Source organism: Burkholderia sp. Se-20373, from assembly GCF_017104705.1.
In the GTDB taxonomy this organism is placed as follows: Bacteria; Pseudomonadota; Gammaproteobacteria; order Burkholderiales; family Burkholderiaceae; genus Burkholderia.
The window spans coordinates 40,324-55,031 of record NZ_JAAGPH010000041.1 but is presented as its reverse complement, the minus strand read 5'-3'; the positions used below and the strand labels follow the sequence as shown (position 1 = coordinate 55,031).

Here is a 14,708-nt window from a genome sequence, read left to right as displayed (position 1 = left end):
ACGATAGCGTTCGCGCCGCGTGCTGCGCGATGATGATCCTGGCCAGTACCGGTGCGCACGCGCAAAGCAACGTGACGCTGTACGGCGTGATCGATGCGGGCATCCGCTACGAAACCCACGGCGTGTCCTACGGCGCCGACGGCGCGCCGGTGTCAACGGGCCGCAAGATCTCGATGGCCGACGGCGGCGGCCTGACGGAAAGCTACTGGGGCCTCAAGGGGCAGGAGGATCTCGGCGGCGGGCTGTCCGCGCAGTTCAACGTGGAAAGCCACTTCGGCCCGAACAGCGGCGCGATCGTGCCGGCCGGCGCGCCGAACTTCTTCCAGGTCGCGTACGTGGGGCTCACGTCGACGTCGCTCGGCCAGCTCGCACTCGGCCGCCAGTACAACGTGCCGTTCGAGATGGTGTCGCTGACTTACGGCTCGAACCTGTGGGCCGGCCCGCAGGATCCGTACTTCAACCTGTTCAAGCCCGAGCAGACGATGCTCGCGGGCTCGCGCACCAGCAACATGATCCAGTACGGTGCGCAGCTCGGCAGCCTGTACCTGCTCGCGCAGTACGCGCCGGGCGGCCATGCAGGCGGCGGCGTGCTGGGCGGCCAGGCCGGTGCGGCGGTCGCGTATGCGCCGGACAAGGGGCCGTTCACGGTCGGCGCGTCGTTCATGCGCAGTTGGGACGACGTCACGCACGCCAAGTTCGATATCTACGGCGGCGGCGGCTCGGTGACGCTCGGCAACGCGACCGTCAACGCCGGCTATATCGAGAACGCGCGCGACAACGACTTCACGTCGTTCGAGAACGGCCCGTTCAGCTCGACCGATCTCGCCGCGCTCGGCATCATCTCGCCCGCGCAGGTGGTCGATCCGTCGACGCCCGGCGGGTTCCGGCGCCGCAAGATGGCGCTCGCGGGGTTGACCTACCGGTTCACGCCGGCGTTCACGGCCGCCGTCAACGCATGGTGGACCACGCAGTCGGGCTACACGCCGGACTTCGACGGCCGCGCGCGCCAGTTCCAGGTGATCGCCGGCTACAGCCTGTCGAAGCGCAGCATGCTCTATGCGGAAGTCGACTACGCGATCTATCGCGGCGGCCTGGTCGGCGCGCAGCTGGTCGGCATCAATGGACAGTCGCCGAGTACGAGCACCACGCAGCTCGGCGCGACGGTCGGCCTGCGCCACTACTTCTGACACGGGGCCGCGCCGGATGTGGGCAATCGCGGCCGGGGCGGCGCCGGGTTTCCGGGCGGGCGGGACGAGTACAATCCATGGAAAAAAATACGGAGCATCCATGGACGAACCCGACCGTTATACGACGGCGAATCTGCCGGTCCATCTGTTGCGGTGCCTCGCGGAGACAAGCAAGGAACTGGGCATCGACCCCACGCGGCTGTGCCTTGGGCTCGGCTTCGACGTCGCGGACCTGTCGAATCCGTCGTGCCGGATTTCCTTGCGCCAGGCGAGCACGATGATCCGCCGCGCGCTCGAGATGGCGCCGGGGCGGGCGCTCGGCCTCGAACTCGGCACGAGCGAGACGATCGCGTCGATCGGCCTGGTCGGCTATGCGATGCTGACGAGCCCGACGCTGAAGGACGCGATCGCGGTCGGGATGGAACTGCAGCGCCACACGGGGCCGCTGTTGCGCTTCGACGTGACGTCGGATGCACGCACGCTGTCGATCCGCGCGACCAACGTATTCCTCGAACCCGACATCGAGGCGTTCCTCGTCGAGGAAGCGTTCGGCAGCTTCATGAAGATCGGGCGTTCGCTCGTCGGCCCCGCGTTCCAGCCGAAGGGCGTCGATCTCAGCTACCCGCCGCCGGCCTATGCGGAGCAATATGCGCGCGTGTTCCCGTGCCCGGTGCGGTTCGAACAGGAGCAGAACCTGTTCTCATGCGACGCGGCGCTCGGCAACCGCCCGATCGCGACCCACGATCCGCTCGCGCATCGGCAAGCGCTCGAATTCCTGCAGGACGCGCTGCCGCCCGAACCCGAAGGCACCGAATTTCTCGAATCGATCGAACGGATCATGCGGCGCGACCTGCGGCACGCGCCGTCGCTTGCCGAGATCGCCGCGCAGCTGTGCATGAGCGAGCGCACACTCCGGCGGCGGCTCGCCGATCAGGGCGTGTCGTATCAGACGGTGATCGACACGATCCGCCGCAAGCGCGCATTCACGCTGCTGAGCAACCCGCGGCTGTCGATCGAGGACGTCGCGCACGAAGTCGGGTTCAGCGACGCGCACAACTTCCGGCGCGCGTTCAAGCGGTGGACGGGGCACGGGCCGAGAGAGGGGCAGCGCACGCCCGCGTGAACGTCACGCGCGCCGGGGCGCGGCGCGTGACTACGCGTCCGCTTCCGCGTGCAGCAGCAACACCGCGTCGCGCTTCTCCAGCAGATGCCGCCGCAGGATCGCCGCGAGCGCCTTGCCGTCGCGCGCCTCCAGCGCCTTGATCATCTCCTCGTGATCGTGCACCGCGCGATCCCACTTCTCGACGTGCTGGTTCGAGCGGAACCGCATCGACATGATCCGGCGGTTGATCGACTGGTACGTGGCGCGCAGCGCCGAGTTGCGCGCGGCCTCGTTGATGCGGTCGTGGATTTCCTGGTTGCGGCTGTAGTAGCCGGGCAGGTCGTTCTGCATCCGGCACGCGAGCATCGAGTAATGCAGCGCCTTGATCTCCGCGAGTTCCGCGGGTGTGATGCGCTCGCATGCCAGCTCGCCTGAAAACGCCTCCAGCCCCGACATCAGCTCGAAGGTCTCGCGGATCTCCGATTCGCTCATCCGGTACACGCTCGCGCCGCGATTCGGCGACAGCACCAGCAGCCCCTCGGCCGCCAGCACCTTGAACGCCTCGCGCAGCGGCGTGCGCGAGATGCCGAGCGTCTCGCACAGCTCGCGCTCGTTCAGCCGCATGCCCGGCGTGAGCACGCCCTCGACGATGAATTTGCGCAGGTGCTCCACGACCGTGTCGTGCAGCCGCTGCCGCTCCAGTTTCGGCAGTGCCGGCGCGGTGCCGACAGGCTCCAGATCATTCAAATCTTGCATGCAAAATCCTTCCTTCGTGCTTCCCGCGATTCTACTGCAACTCGCCCGCCCCGAATATCTCCCCACCAATGTCGGGTAAACACCGGCATTTTCGGCGAAATCAGCGCTTGGTTTTGCCGGGATCGCTCTGCTAAAGTATTTTGCATGCAAAATTCAAAATGCAACCAAGGAGACAAAACGACCATGCCGCACCTCGACTTCCACCCGTCCGGCCGCCATTTCCTGCAGATTCCCGGGCCGAGCCCGGTGCCCGACCGCATCCTGCGCGCGATGAGCTATCCGACCATCGACCACCGTGGCCCCGAATTCGGCGCGCTCGGCCTGAAGGTGCTGGCCGGCATCAAGAAGATCTTCAAGACCACGCAGCCGGTGATCATCTATCCGGCGTCGGGTACCGGCGCATGGGAAGCCGCGCTGACCAACACGCTGAGCGCCGGCGATCCCGTGCTGATGTTCGAGACGGGCCACTTCGCGACACTGTGGAAGAAGATGGCCGAGGCGCTGGGCCTGAAACCCGAATTCCTCGGGCTGCCGGGCATCGAAGGCTGGCGCCGCGGCGTACAGCCCGACATGATCGAAGCGCGCCTGCGCGCCGACACCGCGCACGTGATCAAGGCCGTGTGCGTGGTGCACAACGAAACGTCCACGGGCGTCACCTCCGACATCGCGGCCGTGCGCCGCGCGATCGACGCGGCCGGTCACCCGGCGCTGCTGATGGTCGACACGATCTCGGGGCTCGCGTCGGCCGACTATCGCCATGACGAATGGGGCGTGGACGTCACTGTGTCGGGTTCGCAGAAAGGGTTGATGCTGCCGCCCGGCATCAGCTTCAACGCGGTGTCGCCGAAGGCGCTCGCCGCGAGCGAGCACGCCAGACTGCCGCGCGCGTTCTGGGGCTGGCACGAGATCATCGAGGCGAACAGGAACGGCTACTGGCCGTACACGCCGAACACCAACCTGCTGTACGGCCTCGCGGAAGCGCTCGACATGATCCTCGGCGAAGGGCTCGACAACGTGTTCGCGCGCCACCAGCGGCTCGCGGAAGCGACGCGCCGCGCGGTGCGTGCATGGGGCCTCGAGATCCAGTGCGCGGACCCGGCCGTCTACAGCCCCGTGCTGACCGGCGTGATGATGCCCGACGGCGTCGACGCGGACGCGGTGCGCAAGCTGATCTACGAACGCTTCGACATGTCGCTCGGGCAGGCGCTCGGCAAGATGCGCGGCAAGATGTTCCGCATCGGCCATCTCGGCGACTGCAACGACCTCACGCTGATGGCCACGCTCGCCGGCTGCGAGATGGGGTTGAAGCTCGCCGGCGTGCCGGTGGCCGCGAGCGGCGTCGTCGCGGCGATGGACACGCTCGCCACCAACACGCACACGCCCGCGCTGCGCGAGGCGGCCTGACCGCGTGTGCCCGCGGCCCGCCGCGGGCACACCGCTCACTCCCATTTGCGGCCCGCACGACGCGCGGCCGTGCTGCATCGGCACGAAAGCGGCCCCAGAGCCGGCGCGGTTGCAGCGGCAAGCCAGACAACATCAAGGAGACACAACATGAAGCTGTTCCGGGCGACCGGCATCGTGCTGGTGATGCTATGCGTGATGTACTTCATCACGTACCTCGATCGCGTGAACGTGAGCACGGCCGCCGCCGGGTTCGGCCGGGAATTCGGGCTGAACAAGACGGAGATCGGTCTCGTGTTCTCCGCGTTCGCGTATCCGTACCTCGTGTTCCAGATCATCGGCGGCTGGGTCAGCGACCGCTTCGGCGCGCGCCGCACGCTGCTCGCATGCGGGCTGCTGTGGGCCGTCGCGACGCTGCTCACCGGGATGGCCGGCGGCCTCGCGTCGCTGCTCGCCGCACGCCTGTTGCTCGGGCTCGGCGAAGGCGCGACATTTCCGGCGGCCACGTCGGCGATGTCGCGCTGGGTGCCGCGCGAGAAGCGCGGCTTCGCGCAGGGCATCACGCATGCGTTCTCGCGCGTCGGCAACGCGGTCGCGCCGGCCGCGGTCGTCGCGGTGATGGCCGTGTACGGATGGCGCGAATCGTTCTACATCTGCGGCGTAATCAGCATCGTGTGGGTCGCGGTGTGGGCGCTCGTCTACACCGAACACCCGAAGGATCACCCGCGCATCACGCAGGCCGAACTCGATGCGCTGCCGCCACCGAAGCAGAAGCCCGCGAACGTGCCGTGGGGCCCGCTGTTCCGCCGGATGATGCCCGTCACGATCGTGTACTTCTGCTACGGCTGGACGCTGTGGCTGTTCCTGAGCTGGATTCCGCAGTATTTCCTGCACAGCTACGACCTCGACCTGAAGAAATCGGCCGTCTTCGCGTCCGCGGTGTTCTTCGCGGGCGTGATCGGCGACACGCTCGGCGGCATCGTCACCGACCGCGTCTACGCGCGCACCGGCAGCCTCAAGCGGGCGCGCAGCTGGATGGTGTCGATCTGCATGCTGCTCACGCTGCTGGCGCTGTTGCCGCTGCTGTTCACGCACCACCTGTACGTGTCGATGGCGTGCCTCGCGGCCGGCTTCTTCTTCGCGGAAATGACGATCGGCCCGATGTGGGCCGTGCCGATGGACATCGCGCCGGAATACTCGGGCACCGCGAGCGGGATGATGAATTCCGGCTCCGCGCTCGCGGCGATCCTGTCGCCGGTGATCTCCGGCTTCGTGATCGACCGCTTCGGCAGCTGGGAGCTGCCGTTCATCGGCAGCATGGTGCTGATGGGCGTGGGCGTGCTGCTCGCGTTCCGCATGCAGCCGGACAGCCGCTTCGCCGACGCATCCGCCGAACAACCGGCCGCCAATCGCTCGCCGGCCTGATGCCAATGGGGCGCGGCCGCCGGCGGCGCCTGCCTTTTCCTCGCGTGACTCACGATGACCCAAGCTACCCACGATCTCGCCGTCCGGCTCGCCGCCGGCTGGCAACACGGCATCGCGTTCGCCGCGCTGCCTTCGGAACTCGTCCCCGCCGATGCCGACACTGCGTATGCGGTGCAGGCGCACCTGCTCGCCGAGCGCGGCGCCGCGATCGGCGCGTGGAAGGTCGGCGCGAAGCAGCCCGATGGCCCGATCCAGGGCGCACCGCTGCCGGACGATTGCCGGCATGCGAGCGGCGTCACGCTGCCGCGCAGTGCATTCCGGCCGCTCGGCCTCGAACTGGAGATCGCATTCCGCTTCGGCCGCGACTTCGCGCCGCGTGCGGCCGCATATGCCGACGATGAAGTGTCCGACGGCATCGCGCAGATGGGCGCATCGATCGAGATCGTCGCGAGCCGCTTCCGCGAATGGCCGGACGTCGCGCCCGTCGCGCAGCTCGCCGACCTGCAGAACCACGGCGCGCTCGTACTCGGCGAGATGACCGGCTATCGCGACGATTTCCCGTTCGGCGCGCCGGCTCCCGCTTTCTCGTTCGACGGCCAAGACATCGCCAGCTCGACACCGGGCACCCACCCCGCAGGCGACCCGCGCCGCCTGCTGCCGTGGCTCGTCAATCACGCGTCGCGACGCGGCATCGCGCTGCCGGCCGGCACCGTCGTCACGACGGGCTCGTACACGGGGATGTTTTTCCCACCGGCCGCGGGCATGGCCGTCGGCCGCATACCGGGGCTGCCGCCCGTCAGCGTGACCCTCGCCTGATCCCCGCCCGCTCCGCTTCCATCCGATACCGACCGCCGCCATGACATCCGCCGTCTCGCCTTCGCTGGTTCGCCCCGTCCATCTCGTGCCGTCGCATGGCGCCGCGCTGTCGCCGCTGTTCGAGCGGCTGCGTCGCGACATGCGCGGCGACGTCCACGCCGATCGCGCAAGCCGCGGCCGCTACGCGACCGACGCGTCGATCTACCAGATCATGCCGCTCGGCGTGGTCGTGCCGCGCGACCAGGACGACCTGCGGGTCGCGCTCGACATCGCGCGCGACCGCAAGATCCCCGTGCTCGCGCGTGGCGCCGGCACGAGCCAGTGCGGGCAGACGGTCGGCGACGCGCTCGTCGTCGACAACAGCAAGTGGCTGAACCGGATCGTCGACTTCGATGCGCAGGCGCGCACCGTCACCGTCGAGCCCGGCATCGTGCTCGATCACCTGAACGCGTGGCTGAAGCCGCACGGGCTGTGGTTTCCGGTCGACGTGTCGACGGCCGCGCAATGCACGATCGGCGGGATGGCCGGCAACAACTCGTGCGGGTCGCGCTCGATCGAGTACGGCAACATGGTGCACAACGTGGTCGCGATCGACGCGATCCTCGCCGACGGCAGCGAATGCCGCTTCGGCTCGCTCGCGCAGCCGGTGACCGACCGCCGCACGCTCGACCTGCTGCACGGCGTCGAGCGCATCGCCAAGCGCGAGCGCGACGAACTCGTCGAGCGCGTGCCGAAGGTGCTGCGCCGCGTGGCCGGCTACAACCTCGACCTGTTCGACTGCCAGAACCCGCGCGCGTACACCGACGACGGTCACGCGAATCTCGCGCACCTGCTCGTCGGCTCGGAAGGCACGCTCGCGTACAGCCGGCAGATCACGCTGAAGCTCGCGCCGCTGCCCGCGCACAAGGCGCTCGGTGTCGTGAACTTCCCGACCTTCTACCAGGCAATGGACACCGCGCAGCACATCGTGAAGCTGAAGCCGGTAGCGGTCGAACTCGTCGATCGCACGATGATCGACCTGTCGATGGAGAACCCCGCGTTCCGCCCGGTGATCGAACAGGCGCTGGCCGGGCAGCCGCAGGCGATCCTGCTCGTCGAGTTCGCCGGCGAATCGCGCGACGCGCAACTGACGCAGCTCGATCGGCTCACCGAACTGATGGCCGATCTCGGCTTGCCCGACAGCGTCGTGAAGATGACCGACGCCAGCGCGCAGAAGGCACTGTGGGACGTACGCAAGGCCGGGCTGAACATCATGATGAGCATGAAGGGCGACGGCAAGCCGGTGTCGTTCATCGAGGATTGCGCGGTGCCGCTCGAACACCTCGCCGAATACACGCGCCGCCTGACCGACGTGTTCCACAAGCATGAAACCGAAGGCACGTGGTACGCGCACGCGAGCGTCGGCACGCTGCACGTGCGGCCGATCCTCGACATGCGGCGCGACGGCGCGACACGCATGCGCGAGATCGCCGAAGAGGCGGCGGCGCTCGTGCGCGAGTACAAGGGCGCGTATTCGGGCGAACACGGCGACGGGCTGTGCCGTGGCGAATGGGTCGCCTGGCAGTACGGCCCGCGGCTGAATGCGGCGTTCGCGGAGATCAAGACGCTGTTCGATCCCGACAACCGCTTCAACCCGGACAAGATCGTCAATCCGCCGAAGATGGATGCGCGCGAGCATTTTCGTTTCGCGCCCGGCTATGCGGCACTGCCGCTGCAACCGGCGCTCGACTGGTCGGCGTGGAACGTCACGCGCAATCCGTTGACCGGTGAAGAAACCGCACCCGGCTCCGGCACCGACATCACGCACGGGCTCGCGTCGGCCGTCGAGATGTGCAACAACAACGGCCACTGCCGCAAGTTCGACGCGGGCACGATGTGCCCGAGCTACCGCGTGACGCGCGACGAGCAGCACGTGACGCGCGGCCGTGCGAACACGCTGCGGCTCGCGGTGACGGGCCAGCTCGGCGCCGATGGCCTCGCCGGCGACGACGTGAAGGCCGCGCTCGACCTGTGCGTGTCGTGCAAGGGCTGCAAGCGCGATTGCCCGACGGGCGTCGACATGGCGCGCTTCAAGATCGAGACGCGGCATGCGTGGAACCGCAAGCACGGCACGACGCTGCGTGAACGGCTCGTCGCGTATCTGCCGCGTTATGCGCCGTGGACTTCAAGGATGCGCGGCGCGATCGCGTTCGCGAACGGCCTGCCGGTTGTTGCGTCGTGGATGAAGCGGTGGATCGGCCTCGCGCCGCAACGGGCGCTGCCTGCGTTTGCGCGACCGTTTCTGGCGGATGCGGTGGCCGGTGCGCCCCCCATGTCGTCTTCTCAGGAAGCTGGCGCTGCCACCCGCGAAGTGCTGCTCTTCGTCGATACGTTCAGCAACTACCAGGAACCGGACAACGCGCGGGCCGCACAGGCCGTGCTCGAAGCGGCCGGCTACGCGGTGCATTTCAACGTGCGCGAAGGCGAGCGGCCATTGTGCTGCGGCCGCACGTTCCTCGCGGCCGGGCTCGTCGACGAAGCGAAGGCCGAGGCGAAGCGCACGCTCGATACGTTGCGGCCCTACCTCGAACGCGGCGTCGCGATCGTCGGGCTGGAGCCTTCGTGCCTGCTGTCGATGCGCGACGAGTTTCTGGCCTATGGGTATGGCGACGAAGCCGCGCGGCTCGCGAGCCACGCGTTCCTGTTCGAGGAGTTTCTCGTGCGCGAGCAGCAGGCAGGGCGGTTGTCGCTGCCGCTACACGAGATCGATGCGAACGAAGCGCTCGTGCACGGCCACTGCCATCAGAAGGCGTTCGGCGCGTTCACGCCGGTGCAGACGGTGCTGCGCTGGATACCCGAGTTGAAAGTGTCGCCGGTCGAATCGTCGTGCTGCGGGATGGCCGGTAGCTTCGGGTACGAAGCCGAGCACTACGCCGCATCGCAGGCGATGGCCGAGCTGTCGCTGCTGCCCGTCGTGCGGGCGCGGGCCGAAGGGACGATCGTCGTCGCCGACGGCACGAGTTGCCGGCATCAGATCCAGGACGGCGCGCAGACGCAGGCCGTGCATGTGGCGAAGGTGCTGGCGCGGGCGTTGCGCCTTTGACGGTGATCGCAACCCGCAGGTGATGCCGGTTCAACCCGCGTTCATCACTGCGCGTCGCCGATCCCGCCCATCAGCATCACCAGTTGCTCGCGCAGCCACCGGCTGCCCTGGTCCTGATCGGCGCTGCGATGCCAGTAGCAGAAGTATTCGAGGCCCGGCATCTCGAACGGCAGTTCGAGAATCCGCGCCGGATAGCGCTGCAGCAGCCGCAGCGGCGCCGTCAGCGCGAGATCGCCGCGCATCGCGATCAGCGGCGCGACCATGTAGTGCTGCACGCGCATCTGGATCGTGCGGCGCAGCCCGAGCCGCGTCAGCTCCGCGTCGACGTGCCCGCTGCCCTTGCGGCGGCTCGACACGTGGATGTGCCCCATCGCAAGGTAGTCGTCCATGGTGAGCGTGTCGCCCTTGAACGGGTGATCGTCGCGGATCATGCACGCATAGCGGTCGCGCACGAGCAGCGCCTGGTGCAGGTGCGGATCGCCGATCAGCGGTGCGTCGATCGCGAGGTCGACCGAACCGTTCGCGAGCGCGGTCGCGACTTCGCGGCGGTCCATCGTGTAGCTGCGCACGTGCATGCCGGGCGCATGCGTCTGCAGCAGTTCGCCGAGCGCGGGCAGCAGCAGCGCCTCGGTCAGGTCGCTCATGCTCATCCGGAACACACGCGTCGACGATGCCGGATCGAACACGTCGCCTTCGTGCGCGCTCGAATCGAGCAGCTGCATCGCCTCGCGCACGCGGCCGACGATGTTCTCGGCCAGCGGCGTAGGCATCATCCCGGCCGGCGTGCTGACGAACAGCGGATCGTTCAGGGTCTTGCGCAGCCGCGCCAGCGCGTTGCTGACGGCGGGCTGCGTGAGGTTCAGCACCTCGGCCGCGCGCGTCAGGTTGCGCTTGGTGTAGATCGCGTCGAATACGACGAACAGGTTCAGGTCAATCTTCGAAAGGCGCATCGCCGGATCTCCTTGCCGGCATCTTACGGCGGGCGCCTCCCGTTCGTCCACGGCCCTGCGCATCGTGGCGCGACGCTCAGCCGCGCAGCGGCGGCGTCAGGTACGCAGCCGTCGAACCCGGCTCGCCGTCCTTGATTTCCATCCGCGCGATCGCCTGCAGGTGCACCTCGTCCGGGCCGTCGGCGAAGCGCAGCGCGCGGCCCCAGGTCCAGTGATCGGCGAGCGGCGTATCGGGGCTCAACCCCGCCGCGCCGAACACCTGCATCGCGCGGTCGCACACGTCCGTATAGACGGTCGGCACCAGCGCCTTGATCATCGAGATTTCCTTGCGGGCGGCCTTCGCACCGACCTTGTCGATCATCCACGCGGCCTTCAGCACGAGCAAACGCGCCTGCTCGATCTCGATGCGCGAGCGCGCGATCCATTCGCCGACCGTGCCGTGCTTGTTCAGCGGCTTGCCGAACGCGACGCGCGACTGCGCGCGGTCGACCATCAGCTCCAGCGCGAGCTCGGCCGCGCCGATCGAGCGCATGCAGTGGTGGATACGGCCCGGCCCGAGGCGGGCCTGCGCGAGCGCGAAGCCGCTGCCTTCCTCGCCGAGCAGGTTGCGCGCCGGCACGCGCACGTTGTCGAACGTGATCTCGCAGTGCCCTTCCGGCGCGTAGTGATTGACCACCGTGATGTTGCGCACGATCGTCACGCCCGGCGTGTCGCGCGGCACGAGGATCATGCTCTGCTGCTGGTGCGACGCGGCCTCGGGATCGGTCTTGCCCATCACGATGAAGATCTTGCAGTTCGGATGCGCGGCGTTCGTGATGAACCACTTGCGGCCGTTGATCACGTACTCGTCGCCCACGCGCTCGATGCGCGTCGTGATGTTCGTCGCATCCGACGACGCCACGTCGGGCTCCGTCATCGCGAACGCCGAGCGGATCTCGCCGCGCAGCAGCGGTTTCAGCCACTGCTCGCGCTGCTCGGGCGTCGCGAACATGTGCAGCAGCTCCATGTTGCCGGTGTCCGGCGCGTTGCAGTTGAACACTTCCGACGCCCAGCCCACCCGCCCCATGATCTCGGCGAGCGGCGCGTATTCGAGGTTCGTCAGGCCCATGCCGGGCTCGTCGTCCTTCAGGTGCGGCAGGAACAGGTTCCACAGCCCTTCCGCCTTCGCGCGCGCCTTCAGCTCCTCCATGAACGACACGGGATACTGGCCCGCGTGCACTTCCTCGTTCCACTGGCGAATGCGCGGCACGATGTGCGCGTCCATGAATGCGCGCACGCGGCCGCGCAGTTCTTCCACTTTCGGGGTGTAGCCAAAATCCATGATCGACTCCTCGATTCCGTTCGTCCGGTTCGGTCAGAAGGCCGAGACACCGCCGTCGACGGCGACGGCCTGCCCGGTCAGATAAGTGTTTTCCTTCGCGCACAGCGTCAGCATCGTCGCGACGATTTCCTCGGGCCGGCCGAGCCGCTTCATCGGCGAGCCCTGCGCGAGAAAATCCTGGCGGTCGCCGATATCGCTGTCGGTGACCATCGGCGTCGTGCTGTAGAACGGGCACACCGCATTCACGCGAATGCCGTGGCGCGCGTATTCGATGGCCGCCGTCTTCGTGAGCCCGACCACCGCATGCTTGGACGCCGCGTAGGCCGCCAGCTTCGGCGCGCCGCCGAGCCCGGCCATCGACGCGACGTTCAGGATCACGCCTGCGCGCTGCGCGAGCATCTGGCGGATCTGGTGCTTCATCCCGAAGAACACGCCCTTCGCGTTCACCGCGAAGCTCAGGTCGAGATCGGCTTCGTCGGTATCGATCAGCGCCTTCATCGGCGGTGCAATGCCCGCGTTGTTGATGCCGACGTCGAGCCGGCCGAAACGCGCGGCCGCCGCCTGCACCAACGATGCGACCTCCGCCTCGACGCGCACGTCGCAGCGTTGCGCGATCACGTCGGCGCCGGCCGCGCGCAGCGGCGCGGCCACGCGTTCGAGCGCGTCGGCGTTCAGGTCGCCGAGCGCGACGCGCGCGCCCACCGCGACCAGCTCGCTCGCGAGCAACGCGCCGAAGCCGCTCGCGGCGCCGGTGATCATCACGGCTTGCCCGGCATAGCTGTCGATCTTCATCGCGCGCTCAGATCGTCAGGCCGCCGTCGACGACGATGCATTCGCCGTTCGTGTAGCTCGCCGCGTCCGACACGAGATACAGCACCGTGCCGGCCATTTCGCGCGGCTCCGCATGGCGGCGCAGCGGGATCTTGCCCATCCAGGTCTCGTAGATCTCCTTGTCGGCGAACAGCGCGCCCGCGAACTTCGTCTTCGTGAGACCCGGCAGCAACGCGTTCACGCGGATGCCGAGCGGCCCGCATTCCTTCGCGAACGCCTTCGTCATGTTGACGACCGCGGCCTTCGTGATCGAGTAGATGCCCTGCCGGTCGCCCGGCTGCAGCGCGTTCACCGACGCCGTGTTGACGATCGCGCCGCCACCGTGCGTCTTCATCAGCTTGCCGGCTTCGACCGACATGAAGAAGTAGCCGCGGATGTTCACGTCGACCGTCTTCTCGTATGCGGCGAGGTCGGTATCGAGGATGTGCCCGAAATACGGGTTCGCGGCCGCGTTGTTCACGAGGATGTCGAGGCGGCCGTGCTTGCCGCGGATGTGCTCGAACGTCGCGGCGATGTCCTCGAGCCGCCCGACGTGGCAGGCCAGCGCCTCGGCGCGGCCGCCTGCCGCGACGATCTCGTCGGCCACGGCCTGGCAGTCGTCGAGCTTGCGGCTCGACACGATCACGTGCGCGCCCTGCTCCGCGAGCAGTTTCGCGATTTCCTCGCCGATGCCGCGGCTCGCGCCCGTCACCAGGGCGATCTTGCCCGTCAGGTCGAACAGATTCGTTGCCATGTTGCTGTGCTCCTCCATTGATGTGGTGTCCTGCCGCTGCCCGGTGAAACCGGCCGCTTCAGCGATGCGCGTCGATCACGCCGACGGCCAGCTCGGCGAGCCGCCCGGTCATCGCGCCGACGCGCAGCGCCTGCTCGCTCGACGCATTGCCCTGCAGCGCGCGCGCCTTCACGCCCTGCGCGATCGACGCGAGCCGGAAGAAACTGAACGCGAGGTAGAAGTGCCAGTCGCGGATCGGCTCGATGCCGCGCAGTTCGCAATAGCGCGCGACGATCGCCGCTTCGTCCGGCACGCCGAGTTCGGCGCGATCCTGGCCCGCGAGCCCGCGCACCTGCCCGCCGGACGGCAGCCGCAGGCACATGCAGAGATACGCGAGATCGGCGAGCGGGTTGCCGAGCGTCGACAGTTCCCAGTCGAGCACGGCCTGCACGCGATAGCTGTCGCGCGCGAACATCAGGTTGTCGATCCGGAAATCGCCGTGCACCAGCGTCGGCCGGCCGGTATCGGCGGGGCACGCCTTCGGCAGCCAGTCGATCAGCGTTTCCATCGCGTCGAGGCGCTCGGTTTCCGCCGCGCGGTACTGCTTCGTCCACACGCCGATCTGGCGCTCGAAGTAATTGCCCGGGCGGCCGTAGTCGGCGAGGCCGACCGCATCGACATCGACGTCGTGCAACGCGGCCATCGTCTGCAGCAGCGCGTCGTAGCAGGCCGCGCGATCGGCCTTCGGCAGCTCCGGCAATGCGGGGTCCCAGAAGATCCGGCCGTCCTCGTAGCTCATCACGTAGAACAGGCTGCCGATCACGTCGCGGTCCTCGCAGAGGTGAACCGGACGCGCGACCGGCACCGCGGTGCCCGACAGCGCGGTGAGCACGCGGAATTCGCGGTCGACCGCGTGCGCGGACTTCAGCAGTTCGCCCGGCGGCTGGCGGCGCAGCACGTAGCGGCCGCTCTTCGCGTGCAGCAGGAAAGTCGGATTCGACTGGCCGCCGGCAAACTTCTCCGTGTCGACCGGGCCTTCGAAGCCCGGCACGTGCGCTTCCAGATAGCGCGTGAGGCGGGCAACGTCGAGGTGCTGGGTAGGGTTCGTCATCGTCGCGATCGTTC

At 68.0% G+C, this 14,708-nt stretch carries 12 protein-coding genes; 6 read left to right on the top strand and 6 right to left on the bottom strand.

Annotated elements, in window-relative coordinates; genetic code table 11:
- On the top strand, positions 1-1,187 hold a 1,187-nt coding region (locus G3N96_RS16250; protein WP_241022667.1), incomplete at its 5' end, for a porin.
- Between the two features lie 100 nt (positions 1,188-1,287).
- Complete coding sequence (locus G3N96_RS16245; RefSeq protein ID WP_206137813.1) at positions 1,288-2,310, top strand: AraC family transcriptional regulator; 1,023 nt, start codon at positions 1,288-1,290, stop codon at positions 2,308-2,310.
- A 30-nt stretch (positions 2,311-2,340) separates the two neighbouring features.
- Here the strand turns inward: G3N96_RS16245 and G3N96_RS16240 are convergent, their stop codons facing one another.
- Entirely contained in the window at positions 2,341-3,045 is a 705-nt protein-coding gene (locus tag G3N96_RS16240; RefSeq protein ID WP_011356610.1) for a GntR family transcriptional regulator, read from the bottom strand.
- Between the two features lie 183 nt (positions 3,046-3,228).
- Between G3N96_RS16240 and G3N96_RS16235 the strand changes: the two genes are divergently transcribed.
- The 4 genes from G3N96_RS16235 (at position 3,229) to G3N96_RS16220 (ending at position 9,769) form a co-directional block, all read left to right on the top strand.
- Positions 3,229-4,449: an aminotransferase class V-fold PLP-dependent enzyme gene (locus tag G3N96_RS16235; RefSeq protein WP_206137812.1), complete on the top strand. Its 1,221-nt coding sequence runs from the start codon at positions 3,229-3,231 to the stop codon at positions 4,447-4,449.
- 147 nt (positions 4,450-4,596) lie between these two features.
- Positions 4,597-5,871: an MFS transporter gene (locus G3N96_RS16230; protein WP_206137811.1), complete on the top strand. Its 1,275-nt coding sequence runs from the start codon at positions 4,597-4,599 to the stop codon at positions 5,869-5,871.
- A 54-nt stretch (positions 5,872-5,925) separates the two neighbouring features.
- Positions 5,926-6,687 carry a 2-keto-4-pentenoate hydratase gene (locus G3N96_RS16225; protein ID WP_206137810.1) on the top strand — a complete coding sequence of 254 codons (762 nt, stop codon included), beginning with the start codon at positions 5,926-5,928 and terminating at the stop codon, positions 6,685-6,687.
- 40 nt (positions 6,688-6,727) lie between these two features.
- Complete coding sequence (locus G3N96_RS16220) at positions 6,728-9,769, top strand: FAD-binding and (Fe-S)-binding domain-containing protein (protein ID WP_206137809.1); 3,042 nt, start codon at positions 6,728-6,730, stop codon at positions 9,767-9,769.
- A gap of 44 nt (positions 9,770-9,813) precedes the next feature.
- Here G3N96_RS16220 and G3N96_RS16215 read toward each other — a convergent pair whose 3' ends face one another.
- The 5 genes from G3N96_RS16215 to G3N96_RS16195 all read right to left on the bottom strand — a co-directional run bounded on the left by G3N96_RS16215 (position 9,814) and on the right by G3N96_RS16195 (position 14,694).
- Positions 9,814-10,719 carry a LysR family transcriptional regulator gene (locus G3N96_RS16215; protein ID WP_089428610.1) on the bottom strand — a complete coding sequence of 302 codons (906 nt, stop codon included), beginning with the start codon at positions 10,717-10,719 and terminating at the stop codon, positions 9,814-9,816.
- A gap of 76 nt (positions 10,720-10,795) precedes the next feature.
- Entirely contained in the window at positions 10,796-12,040 is a 1,245-nt protein-coding gene (locus G3N96_RS16210; RefSeq protein ID WP_124580418.1) for an acyl-CoA dehydrogenase family protein, read from the bottom strand.
- A 33-nt stretch (positions 12,041-12,073) separates the two neighbouring features.
- Positions 12,074-12,832 carry a glucose 1-dehydrogenase gene (locus G3N96_RS16205; protein ID WP_206137808.1) on the bottom strand — a complete coding sequence of 253 codons (759 nt, stop codon included), beginning with the start codon at positions 12,830-12,832 and terminating at the stop codon, positions 12,074-12,076.
- Positions 12,833-12,839: 7 nt separating this feature from the next.
- On the bottom strand, positions 12,840-13,604 hold the full coding sequence (locus tag G3N96_RS16200; RefSeq protein WP_206137807.1) for an SDR family oxidoreductase: 765 nt from the start codon (positions 13,602-13,604) through the stop codon (positions 12,840-12,842).
- A gap of 58 nt (positions 13,605-13,662) precedes the next feature.
- Positions 13,663-14,694 (bottom strand): phosphotransferase, encoded by a 1,032-nt coding sequence (locus G3N96_RS16195; RefSeq protein ID WP_206137806.1) that lies wholly within the window; start codon positions 14,692-14,694, stop codon positions 13,663-13,665.
- Between the last annotated feature and the right edge of the window lie 14 nt (positions 14,695-14,708).

Excerpts from the sequence above, each read along its gene's own strand:
- G3N96_RS16210 (WP_124580418.1), bottom strand. The coding sequence starts at position 12,040 with ATGGATTTTGGCTACACCCCGAAAGTGGAAGAACTGCGCGGCCGCGTG.
- G3N96_RS16200 (WP_206137807.1), bottom strand. The coding sequence starts at position 13,604 with ATGGCAACGAATCTGTTCGACCTGACGGGCAAGATCGCCCTGGTGACG.
- G3N96_RS16235 (WP_206137812.1), top strand. The coding sequence starts at position 3,229 with ATGCCGCACCTCGACTTCCACCCGTCCGGCCGCCATTTCCTGCAGATT.
- G3N96_RS16220 (WP_206137809.1), top strand. The coding sequence starts at position 6,728 with ATGACATCCGCCGTCTCGCCTTCGCTGGTTCGCCCCGTCCATCTCGTG.
- G3N96_RS16215 (WP_089428610.1), bottom strand. The coding sequence starts at position 10,719 with ATGCGCCTTTCGAAGATTGACCTGAACCTGTTCGTCGTATTCGACGCG.
- G3N96_RS16195 (WP_206137806.1), bottom strand. The coding sequence starts at position 14,694 with ATGACGAACCCTACCCAGCACCTCGACGTTGCCCGCCTCACGCGCTAT.
- G3N96_RS16205 (WP_206137808.1), bottom strand. The coding sequence starts at position 12,832 with ATGAAGATCGACAGCTATGCCGGGCAAGCCGTGATGATCACCGGCGCC.
- G3N96_RS16240 (WP_011356610.1), bottom strand. The coding sequence starts at position 3,045 with ATGCAAGATTTGAATGATCTGGAGCCTGTCGGCACCGCGCCGGCACTG.
- G3N96_RS16225 (WP_206137810.1), top strand. The coding sequence starts at position 5,926 with ATGACCCAAGCTACCCACGATCTCGCCGTCCGGCTCGCCGCCGGCTGG.
- G3N96_RS16245 (WP_206137813.1), top strand. The coding sequence starts at position 1,288 with ATGGACGAACCCGACCGTTATACGACGGCGAATCTGCCGGTCCATCTG.
- G3N96_RS16230 (WP_206137811.1), top strand. The coding sequence starts at position 4,597 with ATGAAGCTGTTCCGGGCGACCGGCATCGTGCTGGTGATGCTATGCGTG.